Origin of the sequence: Eudoraea algarum, assembly GCF_050589645.1 — a bacterium.
Lineage (GTDB): Bacteria > Bacteroidota > Bacteroidia > Flavobacteriales > Flavobacteriaceae > JBNGOQ01.
Genome location: NZ_JBNGOQ010000002.1, coordinates 207,024 through 224,407, shown reverse-complemented (window position 1 = coordinate 224,407; position 17,384 = coordinate 207,024). Strand labels below are relative to the sequence as shown.

General features: G+C 44.9%; 18 protein-coding genes. 8 read left to right on the top strand and 10 right to left on the bottom strand.

Going from position 1 to position 17,384, the window contains the following annotated elements:
- Positions 1-37 precede the first annotated feature (37 nt).
- The 8 genes from fabG to ACRD67_RS07305 all read right to left on the bottom strand — a co-directional run bounded on the left by fabG (position 38) and on the right by ACRD67_RS07305 (position 7,968).
- Positions 38-784, bottom strand: a complete 747-nt coding sequence (fabG, locus tag ACRD67_RS07340; protein WP_430966411.1) for a 3-oxoacyl-[acyl-carrier-protein] reductase — start codon at positions 782-784, stop codon at positions 38-40.
- 107 nt (positions 785-891) lie between these two features.
- Positions 892-1,764 (bottom strand): succinate--CoA ligase subunit alpha, encoded by an 873-nt coding sequence (gene sucD, locus ACRD67_RS07335; protein ID WP_430966410.1) that lies wholly within the window; start codon positions 1,762-1,764, stop codon positions 892-894.
- 60 nt (positions 1,765-1,824) lie between these two features.
- Positions 1,825-2,760 (bottom strand): UDP-3-O-(3-hydroxymyristoyl)glucosamine N-acyltransferase, encoded by a 936-nt coding sequence (locus ACRD67_RS07330; protein ID WP_430966409.1) that lies wholly within the window; start codon positions 2,758-2,760, stop codon positions 1,825-1,827.
- Positions 2,761-2,870: 110 nt separating this feature from the next.
- Entirely contained in the window at positions 2,871-3,437 is a 567-nt protein-coding gene (gene efp, locus ACRD67_RS07325; protein ID WP_430966408.1) for an elongation factor P, read from the bottom strand.
- Between the two features lie 8 nt (positions 3,438-3,445).
- On the bottom strand, positions 3,446-4,231 hold the full coding sequence (lpxA, locus tag ACRD67_RS07320; RefSeq protein WP_430966407.1) for an acyl-ACP--UDP-N-acetylglucosamine O-acyltransferase: 786 nt from the start codon (positions 4,229-4,231) through the stop codon (positions 3,446-3,448).
- Entirely contained in the window at positions 4,232-5,638 is a 1,407-nt protein-coding gene (locus ACRD67_RS07315) for a bifunctional UDP-3-O-[3-hydroxymyristoyl] N-acetylglucosamine deacetylase/3-hydroxyacyl-ACP dehydratase (RefSeq protein ID WP_430966406.1), read from the bottom strand.
- The gene (gene lpxD, locus ACRD67_RS07310; RefSeq protein WP_430966405.1) at positions 5,631-6,656 is read right to left on the bottom strand and encodes a UDP-3-O-(3-hydroxymyristoyl)glucosamine N-acyltransferase; all 1,026 of its coding nucleotides are present in this window, start codon (positions 6,654-6,656) and stop codon (positions 5,631-5,633) included. The genes ACRD67_RS07315 and lpxD overlap by 8 nt, the downstream gene beginning before the upstream one ends.
- Positions 6,657-6,738: 82 nt before the next feature.
- Positions 6,739-7,968 (bottom strand): HD domain-containing protein, encoded by a 1,230-nt coding sequence (locus ACRD67_RS07305; protein ID WP_430966404.1) that lies wholly within the window; start codon positions 7,966-7,968, stop codon positions 6,739-6,741.
- 99 nt (positions 7,969-8,067) lie between these two features.
- Between ACRD67_RS07305 and porX the strand changes: the two genes are divergently transcribed.
- Positions 8,068-9,612: a T9SS response regulator signal transducer PorX gene (gene porX / locus ACRD67_RS07300; RefSeq protein WP_430966403.1), complete on the top strand. Its 1,545-nt coding sequence runs from the start codon at positions 8,068-8,070 to the stop codon at positions 9,610-9,612.
- A 40-nt stretch (positions 9,613-9,652) separates the two neighbouring features.
- Here the strand turns inward: porX and ACRD67_RS07295 are convergent, their stop codons facing one another.
- On the bottom strand, positions 9,653-9,964 hold the full coding sequence (locus ACRD67_RS07295) for an HTH domain-containing protein (RefSeq protein WP_430966402.1): 312 nt from the start codon (positions 9,962-9,964) through the stop codon (positions 9,653-9,655).
- 421 nt (positions 9,965-10,385) lie between these two features.
- On the opposite strand from ACRD67_RS07295, the gene tsaE reads away from it, so the two are divergent.
- The gene (tsaE, locus tag ACRD67_RS07290; protein WP_430966401.1) at positions 10,386-10,796 is read left to right on the top strand and encodes a tRNA (adenosine(37)-N6)-threonylcarbamoyltransferase complex ATPase subunit type 1 TsaE; all 411 of its coding nucleotides are present in this window, start codon (positions 10,386-10,388) and stop codon (positions 10,794-10,796) included.
- Positions 10,797-10,832: 36 nt separating this feature from the next.
- On the opposite strand, the gene ACRD67_RS07285 is transcribed toward tsaE, so the two are convergent.
- On the bottom strand, positions 10,833-11,717 hold the full coding sequence (locus tag ACRD67_RS07285) for a leucine-rich repeat domain-containing protein (RefSeq protein WP_430966400.1): 885 nt from the start codon (positions 11,715-11,717) through the stop codon (positions 10,833-10,835).
- 530 nt (positions 11,718-12,247) lie between these two features.
- Between ACRD67_RS07285 and ACRD67_RS07280 the strand changes: the two genes are divergently transcribed.
- From ACRD67_RS07280 to ACRD67_RS07255, 6 genes are all read left to right on the top strand, one after another.
- Positions 12,248-12,469, top strand: coding sequence for a hypothetical protein (locus tag ACRD67_RS07280; protein WP_430966399.1), 222 nt, complete (start codon positions 12,248-12,250; stop codon positions 12,467-12,469).
- A gap of 203 nt (positions 12,470-12,672) precedes the next feature.
- Positions 12,673-13,221 (top strand): hypothetical protein, encoded by a 549-nt coding sequence (locus tag ACRD67_RS07275; RefSeq protein ID WP_430966398.1) that lies wholly within the window; start codon positions 12,673-12,675, stop codon positions 13,219-13,221.
- A gap of 163 nt (positions 13,222-13,384) precedes the next feature.
- Complete coding sequence (locus tag ACRD67_RS07270; RefSeq protein ID WP_430966397.1) at positions 13,385-14,584, top strand: alanine dehydrogenase; 1,200 nt, start codon at positions 13,385-13,387, stop codon at positions 14,582-14,584.
- Between the two features lie 3 nt (positions 14,585-14,587).
- Positions 14,588-14,968: a DUF4258 domain-containing protein gene (locus ACRD67_RS07265; protein WP_430966396.1), complete on the top strand. Its 381-nt coding sequence runs from the start codon at positions 14,588-14,590 to the stop codon at positions 14,966-14,968.
- A gap of 93 nt (positions 14,969-15,061) precedes the next feature.
- Positions 15,062-16,348: a DUF2157 domain-containing protein gene (locus tag ACRD67_RS07260; RefSeq protein ID WP_430966395.1), complete on the top strand. Its 1,287-nt coding sequence runs from the start codon at positions 15,062-15,064 to the stop codon at positions 16,346-16,348.
- Positions 16,338-16,916 carry a GDYXXLXY domain-containing protein gene (locus ACRD67_RS07255; RefSeq protein WP_430966394.1) on the top strand — a complete coding sequence of 193 codons (579 nt, stop codon included), beginning with the start codon at positions 16,338-16,340 and terminating at the stop codon, positions 16,914-16,916. Before ACRD67_RS07260 ends, ACRD67_RS07255 begins: the two co-directional genes overlap by 11 nt.
- The last annotated feature ends 468 nt before the right edge of the window (positions 16,917-17,384 follow it).

Here is a 17,384-nt window from a genome sequence, read left to right as displayed (position 1 = left end):
CTGCCATTTTAAGGTCAAAGGCCATGGAGCAAATAATCTAGGTCAGCATGCCACCGTCTACATTCAATACTTGTCCGGTAACATAGGCGGATAGGTCAGATGCTAAAAATAAGCAGGCATTGGCCACGTCTTCAGGAGTCCCGCCCCGCTTCAACGGAATGGCATCCCGCCAACCCTGTACCACCTTCTCATCCAGTTTATCCGTCATTTCGGTCTCGATAAAGCCGGGGGCTATGGCGTTGCAACGAATGTTCCTGGAGCCCAATTCAAGGGCAACGGATTTCGTAAAACCGATCATCCCAGCCTTTGATGCTGCATAGTTGGCCTGTCCGGCATTTCCTTTAACACCGACTACGCTGCTCATATTAATAATAGATCCCTTGCGCTGTTTCAGCAGGGTGCGTTGTACCGCTTTGGTCATATTGAAAACGGATTTTAGGTTGATTTCTATGACACTATCAAAATCTGCCTCGCCCATCCGCATCAATAAATTGTCCTTGGTGATGCCCGCATTGTTGATCAATACATCAATACCGTCAAAATCCTCCAGTACTTGGGCCACCAAAGCCTCGGATGCTTCAAAACTGGCGGCATTGCTCTTATAGGCCTTGGCTTTGACCCCTTTTGCGCTTAACTCCTTTTCCAAGGCAAGGGCAGGTGCCTCACTGGAGCTATAGGTAAAAGCCACATTGGCACCATGATCGGCAAATATCTCAGCTATTCCACGACCAATACCACGACTGGCTCCTGTTATAATTACATTTTTTCCATCTAAAAGTTTCATCGCTACAAAGTGTTTGCTTGGTTGTTTTTCAAATATAGCCTTTGTTTGAGATAAAGGCGAAAAAAAATCCCGCCTCTTGCGGGATTTATAATAGGTTTAACGATCAGCTAACCAACGACCTCTTTTACCTTAACACCAATTTCTGCTGGAGAATCCACAACGTGGATGCCACATTCCCTCATGATGCGTTTTTTTGCTTGGGCAGTATCGTCGCTACCACCTACAATGGCCCCGGCGTGCCCCATGGTCCGTCCTGCGGGAGCGGTTTCTCCGGCAATAAATCCAACAATCGGTTTGTTGCTACCACTCTCTTTGTACCATTGGGCGGCGTCGGCTTCCAATTGTCCTCCAATTTCTCCGATCATCACCACACACTGCGTCTCCGGGTCATTGATCAATAATTCCACAGCTTCCTTTGTGGTGGTTCCAATAATGGGATCCCCTCCAATACCTATGGCTGTGGTGATACCCAATCCCTGGCGCACCACCTGATCGGCAGCCTCGTAGGTAAGGGTCCCCGACTTGGATACGACCCCCACATGTCCTTTCTTAAAAACAAAACCGGGCATAATGCCCACTTTGGCTTCTCCCGGGGTAATTACTCCGGGACAATTGGGGCCTACTAGACGACAGTCCAAGTCCTTGATGTAGTCATAGGCCTTTACCATATCTGCTACCGGGATACCCTCCGTAATGGTAATAATGACCTTGATTCCTGCATTGGCCGCTTCCATGATAGCGTCCGCTGCAAATGCGGGCGGCACAAATATAATCGTAGTATCGGCGCCCACTTCCTGTACAGCCTGCTCTACCGTATTGAAGACAGGTTTTCCCAAATGCTCCTGCCCTCCTTTTCCCGGAGTGACACCACCAACAATGTTGGTGCCGTATTCGATCATTTGTTCGGCATGAAAGGTGCCTTCACTACCTGTAAATCCCTGTACGATTATTTTGGAATCCTTATTGACTAATACACTCATCTTCTAATTTTTTAGCTTCACAAAAATATGGGTTTGAAACGGTTTCAACGATATTCTTCCTTATTTGTTTTTATGTTTTTTTACCAGGGCGGGAATCTCCTTTACATAGGCCATCTCCCTAATTTTTTCCCGCGCTTCCCCAGCTGGACTGCCCAGATAACTTTTCCCGCCTTCCAGGGATTTACCTATGCCAGATTGGGCCAAAATGACCGCTTTCTTGCCTATTGTTATGCCACTTATAATACCCACTTGTCCCCAAATGGTGACTTCGTCCTCTACAACCACACATCCTGCGATTCCGGTCTGGGCAGCAATCAGGCATTTTTCCCCTATGATGGTGTCGTGCCCTATTTGGACCTGATTGTCCAATTTGGCTCCTTTTTTTATGGTGGTATCTCCCGTAACTCCCTTGTCAATGGTACAGGAAGCGCCTATATCTACCTGATCCTCGATGACGACCCTTCCCCCAGAAATTAATTTGTCATAGCCTTCGGGGCGATTCTTATAATAGAACGCATCGGCCCCCAAAACAGTTCCAGAGTGGATCGTAACATGGTTCCCAAGGACACAGTTGTCATAAATGGTGACATTTGCGTGTATGAGGCAGTCGTCGCCGATAACCACGTTGTTCCCAATGAAGACATTGGGTTGTACCACGGTATTCTTTCCAATTTTTGCGGAATCGGAAATGGCATTGTGCGCCGGTTCAAAAGGCTTAAAATGGCGGGTCAGCACATTAAAATCCCTAAAGGGGTCGTCCGATACCAAAAGGGCTTTTCCCTCCGGGCAATCTACCTCTTTATTGATAAGCACCACGGTGGCTTTGGAATCCAACGCCTTTTGATAGTATTTAGGATGGTCCACAAAGACAATATCGCCCCTTTCCACAACGTGTATCTCATTCATGCCCAATATCTCAAAATCATCGGGACCCACATAGGTACATCCAATGATATCGGCAATCTGCTTTAGGGTAAATGCGCTTGGAAATTTCATTTATTACGGTAAATACTGGTCTTCTGCTTTTACTTCTTTGACTCAAACAAAATTGAACGGAGTCACAGTGTTAGCCCTTGAAAGGTCGGGAAAACCCCTGTTGTACGCCATTATTCCTTGACACGCTCCATATAGGAAGCCTTTTCCGTGTCTATTTTAATCTTATCGCCCTCATTGATAAAAAGGGGCACGTTTATCCTGGCACCGGTCTCCACGGTGGCAGGTTTGGTGGCGTTCGTAGCGGTATTTCCTTTGACCCCAGGCTCTGTATGCGTAACCTCCAATATAACACTGGCCGGCATATCAACAGATAGGGGCAAACTGTCTTCCGTGTTGAACAAAATGGTCACTACCTCGCCTTCCTTAAGCAATCCAGGGGCATCCAGGGTACTTTCCTGTAGGGAAATTTGGTTGTAATCATCGGTGTTCATAAAATGATAGGTCTCTCCATCGGCGTACAAATACTGGTAGGACCTGGTCTCTACACGGACATCGTCGATCTTATGGCCTGCGGAAAAGGTATTGTCTATCACCTTGCCGCTGGTAACGCTTTTTAGTTTGGTTCTTACGAATGCGGGACCCTTTCCGGGCTTTACATGTAAAAACTCTATTATTTTATAAATGTCATGGTTGTACCTAATGCACAAGCCTTTCCTTATGTCCGATGTTGATGCCATATATGCTCTTAATTTGTACTAAAATATCCTTTCATGATACCGCGTTGTGAATCGCGGATAAATTGTAGAATCTCATCGCGTTCCGGCGTAGCTTCCATTTCTGCCTCAATAATCTGAACAGCTTGGGAATTGTTGTAGTTCTTTTGGTACAGGATGCGGTAAATGTTTTGGATCTCCCGTATTTTATCCGAACTGAAGCCCCTTCTTCGGAGGCCTACCGAATTGATGCCCACATAGGACATGGGTTCCCGTGCCCCCTTAACGTATGGAGGAACATCTTTACGCACCAGGGAACCCCCTGTAACAAAGGCGTGATTGCCAATGGAAACAAATTGATGCACAGCAACAAGGCCTGCCAATACCACATTGGCACCAATGGTGACATGTCCGGCAAGGGTAGAATTATTTGAAAAAATGCAGTTGTCGCCTATAAAACAATCGTGCGCAATATGGCAATAGGCCATTATAAGGCAGTTTTTTCCGATTTTGGTCTTCATCCGGTCCGCGGTACCCTTATTGATTGTGGCGCACTCACGTACTGTAGTGTTGTTTCCGATCTCCACGATGGTTTCCTCCCCATTATACTTTAGGTCTTGGGGCGGGGCAGAAATGACCGCACCGGGAAAAATATTGCAATTTTTACCTATTCGGGCCCCTTCCATAATAGTGACATTGGACCCAATCCAGGTACCTTGTCCTATGGTAACGTTATTGTGAATGGTGGCAAAAGGTTCTATGACCACGTTTTTTGCGATCTTGGCCCCTGGATGGACGTAAGCAAGCGGTTGATTCATCTACTCTTTTTTGATTTTTACGATCTGGGCCATCAATTCTGCTTCCGAGACCAATTTACCATTGGCGTAGGCATAGGCTTGCATATGGCAAATCCCCCTTCTGATCGGCGAGATAAGGTCGCACTTAAAAATTAAGGTGTCTCCCGGAACAACTTGTTGTTTAAACTTAACATTGTCTATCTTCATAAAAAAGGTAAGGTAGTTCTCGGGGTCCGGTACGGTACTCAATACCAGAATACCACCGGTTTGGGCCATGGCCTCTACCTGTAACACTCCTGGCATCACGGGAGCGCCGGGAAAGTGACCTACAAAGAAAGGTTCGTTCATGGTCACGTTTTTGACCCCCATCACATGCGAATCCGAAAGCTCCAAAATTTTGTCGACCAATAAAAAGGGAGGCCGGTGCGGTAGCATCTTCATGATTTGCGTTACATCCATTAAAGGCGGCTGGCTTAGGTCTAATTGCGGTACCTTGTTCCTTTTTTCGAGCTTTATAATTTTGGCCAATTTCTTGGCGAATTGCGTATTCACATAGTGCCCGGGCTTGTTGGCGATTACCTTTCCCCGAATCCGTGTTCCTGCCAGAGCCAGATCCCCAATGACGTCTAGCAATTTATGACGTGCCGCCTCATTGGGCTGGTGCAAGGTTAAATTGTCCAGGATACCGTTGGGTTTTACCGAAAGCTTTTCCTTTTTAAAGGCCTTTTCGAGCTTTTTCATCGTTTCCTTGGAAATCTCCTTGTCCACATAGACGATGGCATTATTTAGGTCACCACCTTTGATCAGCCCGTGCTCCAAGAGCATTTCCAATTCGTGCAAAAAGCTAAAGGTCCTAGCGTCTGCCACTTCGGTCTTAAAATCGGAGATACGTTCCAATGTGGCGTTTTGGGTTCCCAGTACTTTGGTACCAAAGTCGACCATAGTGGTCACCTGATATTCATCAGAGGGAATTACCGTAATTTCGCTTCCGGTGGCCTCGTCCTTGTAGCTGATGACATCTTTGACCACGTACTCGTCGCGCGGTACCTCTTGCTCCACAATGCCGGCCTTTTCGAGCGCTTCCACGAAAAACTTGGAAGAACCGTCCATTATGGGAGGTTCCGGAGAATCCAGTTCTATGGAAACGTTATCTATTTCCATACCTACCAGAGCGGCCAGCACATGTTCCGATGTCTGTATTTTAACACCTCTTTTTTCAAGATTGGTACCTCGCTGCGTGTTTACCACAAAGTTTGCATCTGCCTCAATAATGGGCTCACCTTCCAGGTCTACCCTTTTAAAGGTGTAACCATGGTTTTCTGGTGCGGGTATGAACTTCATGGTGACATTCTCACCGGTATGCAGCCCTACTCCCTTTAGCGTAACCTCCTTTGCTATGGTACGCTGTTTTGTTACTTGATTACTCACCGTCAAATCTTTTTTCAATTTCGTCAACTCTATTTATGATCTTGGGTAAATTTTTAAAGTATACGTATGATTTGTTGTAGTCTCCATAATTCAAGGCCGGGGATCCCTGAAGTACTTCATCGTCCTTAACGTTTCTTCCTATTCCGGATTGGGCCTGAATTCTTACCCGGTCACCTATGGTGATATGCCCAACGATGCCTACCTGTCCCCCGATCATGCAATGTTTCCCAATTTTGGTGGAACCTGCAATACCGGTCTGCGCCGCTATGGCGGTATGTTCACCTATTTCTACATTATGCGCAATTTGTATCTGGTTGTCGAGCTTCACCCCTTTTCTCAAGATTGTGGAGCCCAAGGTGGCTCGATCTATAGTAGTACCGGCACCGACATCCACATTGTCTTCCAGAATTACATTACCGGTTTGTGGTACTTTGGTATATTCCCCTTTTTCATTGGGCGTAAATCCAAAGCCGTCGGCTCCGATAATGGCACCGCTATGGATTACACAGTTGTTGCCGATGATGGACTCGGAATAAATCTTTGAACCGGCAAACACAACCACATCATTGCCAATGGTGACATTGTCGCCCACATATACATTGGGATAGACTTTTACGTTGGTGCCAATGACCACATTATTGCCCAGATAGGAAAAAGCCCCGAGATAAAAGCCCTCGCCATAGGCAGCGGATTCGGACAAAAACACCGGTTGCTCAATACCTGTCTTATTGTTTTTTACCTTATTGTAGTATTCCAACAGTTTGGAAAAGGACTTATAGGCATCCTCCACTTTAATAAGCGTGGTATCCAAAGCCTGCTCGGGTACAAAATCCTTGTTGACAATGGTTATAGAGGCTTTTGTGGTGTAAATAAAGGCGGTGTACTTAGGGTTGGCCAAGAACGTTAAGGACCCTTTTTCCCCTTCTTCTATTTTGGCCAATTTGTTAACCGCTATTTCAGGGTTTCCATCAACCTCACCCTCTAAAATACCTGCAATTTGGCCTGCTGTAAATTCCACGTTTATTGCTTTATCATCCTAAAACGGCCTATCGCAAAATGCGTGCATACCCGTTTCATGCGCACAAAAGTAAGAAAAATTGTTAAACGGCATCCTTAGGGTAGCACATATAATATTTGGCAACGGTTTTGGAGAGTGCCCTTAAATTTAGATGGTCCGATGCTTTGGCCACATCGGTGATTTTTCCGTTGCGACGAAGAATATTAATGTTCTGATAATGCTCGTTATACGCCCGATGTTCAATGACACCTGTAAAGACAAAATACGCGCTTTCCTCATCAGAAAGTCCATGCTTTTCCTTTAGTGCCCTTAACTCTTTCCGAAATTTGGCATCCTTAATAGGTCTATCCTTGAGCTTTATGGTCAATAACCTCCTGTTAATAATCATTTTGCACAAGTTAGACAACACAAAGTCCGGGTGTCCCCGCCATGATTTAATGGCGGCCAAAAGGTCTACATCGTCCAGTTGGGCATATGTATCCAGCACCTTACGATTAAAATTTTCCTTTTTAATCTTAGCTTTCATAAAAAATTGCAGTGCGTCACTATAATCCAAAACCTCCCCGGCCTCGGAAAGCGCCCTGGCCCGCTGTAGTATCTTTATCAACAACTGTTCGGCCACCAAACCGGTCTTATGAAGATAGACCTGCCAGTACATAAAACGGCGAGCCATTAAAAACTTCTCCACGGAGTAAATCCCTTTTTCCTCTACCACCAATTCCCCGTTCACCACGTTCAGCATGGTGATGAGGCGCTCCGCGTTTATGTTGCCCTCTGCTACACCGGTATAAAAACTATCTCGTTTAAGATAGTCCAGCCGGTCCATATCCAGTTGGCTCGACACTAACTGGTTCAGGAATTTTTTGGGGTATTCGCCCTTGAAGATTTCCATGGCGAGCGTTAAACTTCCGTTAAACTTATCGTTGAGCGCTTCCATAAAGAAGAGGGAAATCTCCTCATGGTGAACATCTTGCGCAAGACTGTGTTCCATAGCATGCGAAAATGGGCCATGCCCAATGTCGTGCAAAAGGATCGCTGCAAGAAGCCCTTCTTCTTCGGCCGATGTGATTTCAACCTGCTTAAAACGAAGGACTTGAATGGCTTGTTGCATCAAGTGCATACTGCCCAGCGCATGATGAAAACGGGTGTGATGCGCCCCCGGATAGACCAGATAAGACATCCCCATTTGGGAAATTCTTCTCAAGCGTTGAAAGTACGGATGCTCGATAAGGTCAAAAATAAGCGTATTGGGTATTCCAATAAATCCGTAAATTGGATCATTGAAGAGTTTAAGCTTTTTTGATTGTATCAAAATCGATTTGTTTTGATTGAATAACCAAAGTTATGCAATTGAATTGAGACCCCTGCACCCCGGGCCGGGGTTTGGTCAGCTAGATAAATACATAGGTAAATGAACAAGATCACCATATTATGGGTCGATGATGAGATCGACCTGTTAAAACCCCATATCATCTTTCTGGAAGGTAAGAATTACGAGGTGGTAACCTGTAAGAGCGGACGGGAAGCCCTAGAAGAAATCGCACAAACACGGTTCGACATTGTTTTTTTGGATGAGAATATGCCGGGCATTTCCGGACTTGAGACCCTCACCGAAATAAAGACCATGGATGCCACGCTCCCTGTGGTCATGATCACCAAGAGCGAGGAGGAGTACATCATGGAGGAGGCCATCGGGTCTAAAATCGCCGACTACCTGATCAAACCCGTAAACCCGAACCAAATTCTACTGTCGCTTAAGAAGAACCTGGACAATTCGCGCTTGGTTTCGGAAAAGACAACTGCCAATTACCAGCAGGAATTTCGTAAAATAGCTATGGACCTATCCATGGTAAACGGTTATGCCGAGTGGGCCGATCTGTATAAAAAACTGATTTTCTGGGAGCTGCAATTGGAAGAAATCGAGGATTCGGGCATGTTCGAAATTCTTGAATCACAGAAAACGGAGGCGAACAACCAGTTCGGAAAATTTGTGGACAAAAATTATGCGAGCTGGTTCCAGGACGAGGACGCGCCCGTCATGTCACATACCCTGTTCCGCGAACTGGTGCAACCCGAACTCCAGGATGGGCCAACGCTTTTGGTGGTTATCGATAATTTACGGTATGACCAATGGTTTGCCTTTGAGGATACCGTGACTTCCTTTTATAAGAAGCGCAAGGAGGTGCCCTATTTTAGCATCCTGCCCACGGCCACCCAATATGCGCGCAACGCTATTTTCTCTGGCCTTACTCCTTTGGACATGGAAAAAAAATACCCCGATTGGTGGAAAAACGATACCGACGATGGTGGCAAGAATTTGTTCGAGGATAAGTTCTTGGGAACCCAAATCAAACGTTTGGGATTGGACATTCAATGGGAATACCACAAAATAAGCAGCCTAAAGCAAGGGAAACAGCTTTCACACAACTTTAAGTCGCAAAAGGGCAATAATCTCACGGTAATCGTCTATAATTTTGTAGACATGTTGTCACACGCCAAGACCGAGATGGAAGTGATCAAGGAACTGGCTTCCAACGACAAAGCGTATCGATCACTGACCCAAAGTTGGTTTAAAAATTCACCATTGTTGGAAATCATTCAACAAGCCCAGACCATGGGATTGAAATTAATCATTACCACCGATCACGGCACCATTAACGTAAAGCAGCCCTCCAAGGTAATCGGCGATAAGGAAACCAGTTTAAACCTACGGTACAAGACCGGGCGCAGCCTTACTTATGATGAAAGGGATGTGCTCGCTGCGGAGGATCCCCGTAACATTTATCTACCCCGTATTAATATGAGCAGTTCCTTCATTTTTGCCAAGAACGATCTTTTCTTTGCCTACCCCAACAACTACAACCACTATGTAAGCTACTATCGCAATTCCTATCAGCACGGCGGTGTCTCACTCGAGGAAATGGTGATTCCCTTTGTCGTGTTGGATCCAAGGTAAGCCATATCCCGTCTTTGGGTCCATGTCCAGGCTTCCCAATTTAAGTTCCGGTGGTGTCCGTTCGGCCTTTGATAAAATAACTACCTCCCAAAAGTTGGGTAACCGCCTTTTTAGTTATAATAGAAATGGAGAAATATACCTGTAAATCAAAGTCTTCTTCATAAAAGTATGTCTTTCGGCTTCTATCATAGCCTATTTGGGCGTCAAGATCCCTTAGTTGTGCCAACAGCAGATAAATGGATCTTGGACTCAGCTTTAGGCGAGTGGCCAGCTCATTGGGCGCACCGGTACACTCCTTTTCAATAAGCAGGTGCAAGCGTTGTAGCCGTTCTAGATTCTTGAGCGTATGCAAGGGGTACCGTCTTCAGTTGTTACGGGTTAAATACAAATCTTCTAAAGGGAGACGTGCCGTGATCTTAGCAAGGGAGGGTTTAAAACACTTCAATGATATGGATTATTGACGCGGTTTCAAAATTTTGCAAGGCATAGTTTTATGGTTTACAAAAGACAAGGGTACCTATTACAGGTATTAAGGCGTACGTAAAAGGGGGCTCAGTCCCCTAGCGCTTCCATTAGTTCCGGGGCCAATAAACTTGATGTTCCTAAAGCACTGCCCACCCATGGATTATGGGGTAGTATAATCATTGCCCAATATGGATGTTCCCCCAAGGTCACGGGCTTATTTTCTTTGCCAAAACGAAGGCATACTTCGCTATCTTTGCGCGGGCAGGATTTTGCAATACCCTCTAATATTATGTATTTTAATCCGCAAAATGAAGGAAATAGTCTATACCCAAAAACAACTTCCGGAAATCGCCGACCGCCTGATCGAACTGGCACCCACCAAGATACTTTGTTTTTATGGAGAAATGGGAAGCGGCAAGACCACACTCATAAAAGCGTTGGTCAAGACCCTAGGTGCAGGGGAAATCGCAAATAGTCCCACTTTTGGCATTGTTAACGAGTACCATAAAGCGACCGGCGAATTGCTGGGCTATCATTTTGATTTTTATCGTTTAAACTCGGAAGCCGAAGCGCTGGACCTTGGTCTTGAAGATTATTTACAGTCCGACATATGGACCTTTATGGAGTGGCCCGAAAAAATTGCCTCGCTGTTGCCCGAGGATACGGTGGATATCTATCTGGAGGTAGTGGATGACCAGACCCGTAAATTACGGATATAAGGTCCTAAGTAGATTTTGATGGGTAAACGGTGGGCATCAATCCACATCCTCGAACTTGGTGTCTGCTGTTCCAAAGTTGCCCGAAACATGAAGTTGTAGAAAGCGTCTCTTTTCAACTAGGGTATCGCTGCCATCATAATCAAAAAGTGCAAGATCCGTAGGGGTTCTTCTTTTTGTAGCCGTATCCGCAGTAAAGTTGTTGTGCTGTAATTGCACCAACTGCAGTTTGGGCAATCTAAGCAGTTCTTGAGGAAAACTGCCTGACAGTCGGTTATCGGATAGCGCCAACATTTGTAATTGATCAAGCCCGACAATGCTTTGGGGAACTTCACCGCTGAGCTTATTGTCTGCCAGCTCCAATCGCTGCAGGGCTTTCAACTCTCCCAGGGTTTGGGGGATGGACCCGGACAAGAAGTTATAGGAGAGTTGCAAGACCTGTAGTCTGTTTAGTAGTCCTAAACTTGTTGGGATCGTTCCGGACAGTTTATTGTGAAAGAGGTCCAAAACGCGGAGCTCTTTTAGCTGTCCTAAATTGGGGGGGATAGTTCCAGTCAATCGATTCTTTCCCAACCGAAGAACCTCAAGCTGGTGCAGGGCGCCAATACTTTGGGGGAGGGCTCCCTGCAGGGAATTAAAGGCCAAGTTCAAAACTTTTAAATGTTTCAATGCCCCGATCGATTCGGGCAAGGTACCCGATAAATTGTTGTTAAAAAGATCAAGTGTTACCACGTGTCCCTTGTCTACCGTTACCCCTGACCATTCCGATACGGGATTGGATAGGTCCCAGGATACCGTCCACTGTGTACCCAGGGTGTTGTGGTAGAGGTCTAGTAACGCCTGTTTTTCTATAGGAGAAACACCGGAACGCACCATACCATAACTAAGCTGTGTAAGTAATAAAAAAGGTAGAAGCTTCCTCATAAGTAGGGTTTTGGCGGTTTACTTTGTCTGCGATTTGGGCGCTAAATTCAATATATGTTCGTCAAATACCACAATCAAAGAAACAGCTTTGTTAGATGAAACGCAAAAATAATCGATGAATTGCACTACGCCCCTATAAGTTAAAACCTACGAAAAGTACAGACAGGGGTCAAAATGGTATGATGTTATAGCTTTTTGAGTCGAAATAGACGTCGGTACCCTCCTGATGTAGGAACAATCCTAGCCTTCCGATCAGCCAAAAAAGAAAATATCAGTGGCTCCGAACAATCAACGTATGATTCCTCTCGAAAGGTGAATTGGTGATTTCTTACAACTTGAATGGGCCGGTACGTATCGTTTTCGACTCATTTTTATTGTCTATTTTTCGATGAACGGTGTGTTTTTCGATAAAACGATTGTTTTTTACGATAAAGTGTCGTATTTTGCCGACAAATAACTAAATCTTATAGGTTTTTTTCCTACATTTAATGTGAATAATGGAACAAATCTTTAACTAAAAACTTTAAACGATGAACACAAAGAAAATTTTATTTGGTATTCTGGCTTGTGTAACTTTTATGGCAGTTTCATGTGAGTCAAGTAGTGCTGAGGACGATTTGTATGAGAATGGTGTAAACAAAACTCAGCTGATCAATGGAGATAAGCGAAGTGTAAACAAAACTCAGCTGATCAACGGGGATCGAAGAAGCGTGGATAAAACACAATTGGTAAACGGAGATAGTAGAAGATAGGACAACCGATTTACCACATTTAACATTTTTTTTGAAAAGGGCAATCATAAATTGTCCTTTTTTTCGTTAAAGGTTTTTAGAAAAGCCCCATTTCTACTAATATGAAAGACCAAACAATCGAAAAAAGAAGAAAAGCTAGGAAGCGAATTATCTTAGAATCCCTTATGGCTTTTTTTATTGTAGTTTCTCCTTTTATTTTCAAAATGCATGAGTATGTATCCAGTGATCCAGATGCTACGCTTAATTTTTTAGGGATTACCATAGATAAAAATGGTTTTCCAAACATCAATGTATATATCTGGTTTCTCTTGGGCAAAGTTGTTCCACTGTACCTATTACTGATTTGGTTTTTTACCTGCAAACATTGGTGGTATCATATTATTTTAATACCCATTTTGATGTATGCCTTTCAAATATTTGAAGGTGTAATTTCAGAAGATGATTATATAGATACCGAAAACATATTGTGGATCTTGCCTTTTTGTATGATAGTTATTCCCTTTGTATATTTTGTAAGGGTAAAACTCTATGACAAACATGTGCACGGCATTGACCTGGAAGCTATGGATGCAGAATTGAAAGCGCTACACGCAAAGCAACAATCCGGGCAGGACGATAAAGTAAATGAAACCGTATCTACCGATTCATCTACTTCCATTGAGGAGGATCTTACAGAAAAGACTTCCAATAAAGCCTTGGGTGAATTGGTAAAACAATTTCGTACCGCCATGCGCAGTTTTTTGAATCTGTGAGCCGCTAAAAAACAAATCCATTATAAAATATGACCCTGACCAAAAACGTCAGGGTTTTTTCTTGGTCAAGATCAAATGCATCACAGGGGTTTAAACGCGGTATTCATTAAAAAGTCGTAAATTTGAAATTGACCTAAACCTGATCAACAGATTTACCTTATTTATGGACCAACCCTCCTCGCCTTTTAGCAAACAACAACTGCTCCCACAGGAAGAAACCTTGGAAGTCCTAAAGCAAAAAGGAGAGCTTTTTATCGGCATCCCCAAGGAAAATCAATACCAGGAAAAGCGTATTTGCCTAACTCCCGATGCGGTGAATGCCATTACCGCCCACGGGCATCGGGTATTGATAGAGGCCGGGGCCGGCGAAGGTTCCCATTTTTCGGATCTGGATTACACCAATGCCGGCGCCGAGATTACCAAGGATACCCAGAAAGTATTCTCTTGTCCCCTACTCTTAAAGGTGGAACCCGCGACCATTTCCGAAATTAAGATGCTCAACCCACAGGCCACCATTATCTCGGCCCTGCAGATAAAGACCCAGTCCAAATCCTATTTTGAAGAGCTTGCCAAGAAACGGATTACGGCCGTGGCCTTTGAGTATATCCGCGATGAGGATGGGAAATACCCTGCCGTAAGATCTTTAAGCGAAATTGCCGGTATTTCCTCGGTCTTGATCGCCTCCGAGCTCATGGCCGCCACCAATAAGGGCAATGGACTTATGTTCGGCAATATCAGTGGTGTTCCTCCCGTGGAAGTGGTTATCATAGGTGCTGGTACCGTAGGTGAATTTGCCGCCCGTTCCGCTATTGGTTTGGGGGCCAATGTCAAGGTATTTGACAATTCCATAACCAAGCTGCGCAATATCCAAAGAAATTTAAAGCAGACCATCTACACCTCTACCATACAACCCAAGAATTTAGTGAAAGCCTTAAAACGCTGTGATGTGGCCATCGGAGCGGCACGTGGCAAGGACCGATCACCTGTGGTGGTCTCCAGCACTATGGTGGAACAAATGAAAAAAGGGGCCGTTATCATTGATGTGAGTATAGATATGGGCGGCTGTTTTGAGACCAGTGAGATTACCACACATGACAAGCCTACCCAAGAAAAGTTTGGGGTAGTACACTATGGCGTACCCAATATTCCATCGCGCTATCCGAAAACTTCCTCCATCTCCATCAGCAATATCTTTACTCCCTACCTCCTTAAAATTGGGGAAGATGGTGGTTTGGAAAATTCCCTGCGCTTTGATAAAGGGCTTCGGAACGGGCTGTATATGTACCACGGTATCTTAACGAACAAGTCGGTCGGCGAATGGTTCGACCTTTCCTATAGCGATATCAACTTTCTTATTTTTTAAGCTATGGCCTTTTTAAAACGTTTGGGCTTTTACCTCTTCGGCCTTTCCATCGGGTTGGTGTTCCTGGTATTTTTTCTCAAAAAGAAGTCAGAGAAAACCGGCGCAGAGTTCTGCTATTTCCCCAATTGTAGAGTGCTCAAAGATCTGCGTTCCAAACCCATGTTTTATTCCGAGGAAATACAGCAGCAGTTAGGAAACCAATTGCTCGATTCCACAGATATCGCTTCCTTTCTCCAAGAAGGTGATATCGATTTTGACGCAAGCGATACAAAATCCAAGCCTTGTAAAACCTATGTCATAGAAACTGAGTTAAAGGGCAAGGACGCGGTGATGCGGATAAAGAATTGTGCACAAAAAGTGGAGGTAGAGGAAGTTTCCTTTTAGGCCCTATTGAAGATATCCCCAATAGTGCCTTTATATGGATAAGCCGCTAGGAAAATACCGTTTATAGCTATTGGTAAACTAAAAAAAACGACCATGAGCATACTCAAAGACCTGCCCAATCTGGTCAATGCCGAAGTAATCTCCAAGGAGACGGCCGATAAGATCAGGGCCTATTATCAAAACAAAGAGGGGCCACCCTCCAATAAACTTTTTGTCGTTTTTGGAATCTTGGGTGCTATCCTGGTCGGACTCGGAATTATTCTGATCATAGCGCACAATTGGGACGAACTGTCCCGGGGCACCAAAACCATCTTCGCCTTTTTACCCCTTATTGTGGGACAGCTATTCTGCGGTTACACCCTGCTTAAACGGAAACAGAGCGTAGCTTGGAGGGAAAGTTCCGCGGCCTTTTTGTTTTTTGCTGTCGGCGCCAGTATCTCCCTGGTAAGCCAAATTTATCACATCCCGGGCAACCTGGGTTCCTTCCTACTGGTATGGATGTTGCTTTGTCTTCCTTTGATATACGTTATGCAATCCTCAATGGCCTCCCTGCTCTATTTGGTGGGAATTACCTATTATGCCGGCGAAGTCAGTTATTGGTCCTATCCGTCCTCGGAATCCTATTTTTATTGGTTGCTGTTGTTGGGAGTTTTTCCACACTATTATCAATTGATCAAAAAAAGAGCGTACAGCAACTTTGTGTTTTTCCACAATTGGCTGATTCCGATCTCCTTGACCATTGTATTGGGAACTGTTGCCGAACATATGGACGAGCTCATGTTCATTGCCTATTTCAGCCTTTTTGGGCTGTTCTATCTTATTGGTGGGATGGATTTCCTAACACAGCAAAGGCTAAGGAACAACAGCTATAAATTGCTCGGTGCACTGGGCACAAGCATTCTGTTGCTCTCCCTAAGTTTTGATTGGTTTTGGGAAAGTTTAAGAAGAAAAGAGTTTCTGTTCAATGAAGTGATTATTGCTCCCGAATTTTGGGTGTCCGCTTTCCTTTCGGTGGTGGCCGGGGTACTGTTCTTTTTACAGTATAAAAACAAGGGTATTCGGAAGGTGAAACCGTTTGCACCCGTGTTCCTTCTATTTATCTTGACCTTTCTGCTGGGGCTTTACTCTCCACTTGCCGGCGTGCTGATCAATTTTTACATCTTTATCCTCGGTATTTTGACAATTAGGGAGGGAGCGCTACAAAATCACTTGGGCATTCTCAACTATGGCCTGCTGGTCATTACCGCTTTGGTTATTTGCCGGTTTTTTGACACCGACCTAAGCTTTGTGATCAGGGGAATTTTGTTCGTATCCGTCGGGATAGGATTTTTTGCAACGAACTACTGGATGCTCAAAAAAAGAAGAACAGATGAACAGTAAACAAATCCTATTATCAGTGTTTATTTTGGTGGCCATAGTACAATTGTACGTTCCTGCCAAAATGATTTGGGATCGGGAGGATGTCTTGTCTACCGGGACTGCGTATAAATTCAGGACGGCCCCCATTGACCCTACGGATCCGTTCAGGGGTAAATACATTGTACTACGCTATGAGGATAATAGCATCTCGGTCAAAAATGGGCAGGAATGGACCGATGGCGAACCGATTTATGTCCTTTTTAAAACGGATAAGGAGGGTTTTGCCCAAATCAAGTCCGTATCTCGAGAACAGCCGGACCAGGACCACGCCTATTTGCTTACCACGGTGGATTACATTGCCAACATCAACACCGAACTGGTGATCGACTACCCTTTTGATCGTTACTATATGGAGGAGTCAAAGGCCTACGAGGCCGAGCAGACCTATAGGGAGTCCCAGGTCGATTCCACCCAAGTGGCCTATGCCCTGGTAAACATAAAGGAGGGAGATGCCGTTTTAAGGGATGTCTTGATTGATGGGGTCCCCATACGGGAAATCGTCAAAAAAAACTTGCAAGATAAGGAGTGATGGTTTGAAGTTCAAGTTCAAAGCCCAAAGTTGATGGTGAGCGATTGAGATTCTTCGTTTCGCTGCGCATCCCGCCTGCCTTGGGCACGGCACTCTGACCTGCTCGTGTGGATTACGGTAAGAAGCTGTCTAAAACTGTCACATCGAGCGCAGTCGAGATGTAATGGAAGCTAGAACCCTACAGGAGTTCTCGACTGCGCTCGAACGGACATCGCAGTGCGCTTTGGGCAATTTCTTTACTACCCTTCCGTCCCCGACGCTCGCTTTGCTCTGTCGGGGCCACCTTCCCTTAACAAAGGGGGGGCGCTATTTAGAACCGCGAATGTTGAATTACGAATTAAAAGCGCTTAACCTAACATTTAACACTCACAACTATCAACCATCAACTGTCAATCGCCCGCTGCCTGCTTTTAGCTGCCCACATTTAATTGAATTGGATTCCGCACTGAATGCGGAATGACAAATCTA

Coding starts and splice junctions, on each gene's coding strand:
- ACRD67_RS07275 (WP_430966398.1), top strand. CDS start 12,673: ATGCATGAGTATGTATCCAGTGATCCAGATGCTACGCTTAATTTTTTA.
- ACRD67_RS07270 (WP_430966397.1), top strand. CDS start 13,385: ATGGACCAACCCTCCTCGCCTTTTAGCAAACAACAACTGCTCCCACAG.
- porX (WP_430966403.1), top strand. CDS start 8,068: ATGAACAAGATCACCATATTATGGGTCGATGATGAGATCGACCTGTTA.
- fabG (WP_430966411.1), bottom strand. CDS start 784: ATGAAACTTTTAGATGGAAAAAATGTAATTATAACAGGAGCCAGTCGT.
- ACRD67_RS07280 (WP_430966399.1), top strand. CDS start 12,248: ATGAACACAAAGAAAATTTTATTTGGTATTCTGGCTTGTGTAACTTTT.
- ACRD67_RS07265 (WP_430966396.1), top strand. CDS start 14,588: ATGGCCTTTTTAAAACGTTTGGGCTTTTACCTCTTCGGCCTTTCCATC.
- efp (WP_430966408.1), bottom strand. CDS start 3,437: ATGGCATCAACATCGGACATAAGGAAAGGCTTGTGCATTAGGTACAAC.
- lpxA (WP_430966407.1), bottom strand. CDS start 4,231: ATGAATCAACCGCTTGCTTACGTCCATCCAGGGGCCAAGATCGCAAAA.
- sucD (WP_430966410.1), bottom strand. CDS start 1,764: ATGAGTGTATTAGTCAATAAGGATTCCAAAATAATCGTACAGGGATTT.
- ACRD67_RS07255 (WP_430966394.1), top strand. CDS start 16,338: ATGAACAGTAAACAAATCCTATTATCAGTGTTTATTTTGGTGGCCATA.
- ACRD67_RS07330 (WP_430966409.1), bottom strand. CDS start 2,760: ATGAAATTTCCAAGCGCATTTACCCTAAAGCAGATTGCCGATATCATT.
- ACRD67_RS07285 (WP_430966400.1), bottom strand. CDS start 11,717: ATGAGGAAGCTTCTACCTTTTTTATTACTTACACAGCTTAGTTATGGT.
- tsaE (WP_430966401.1), top strand. CDS start 10,386: ATGAAGGAAATAGTCTATACCCAAAAACAACTTCCGGAAATCGCCGAC.
- ACRD67_RS07260 (WP_430966395.1), top strand. CDS start 15,062: ATGAGCATACTCAAAGACCTGCCCAATCTGGTCAATGCCGAAGTAATC.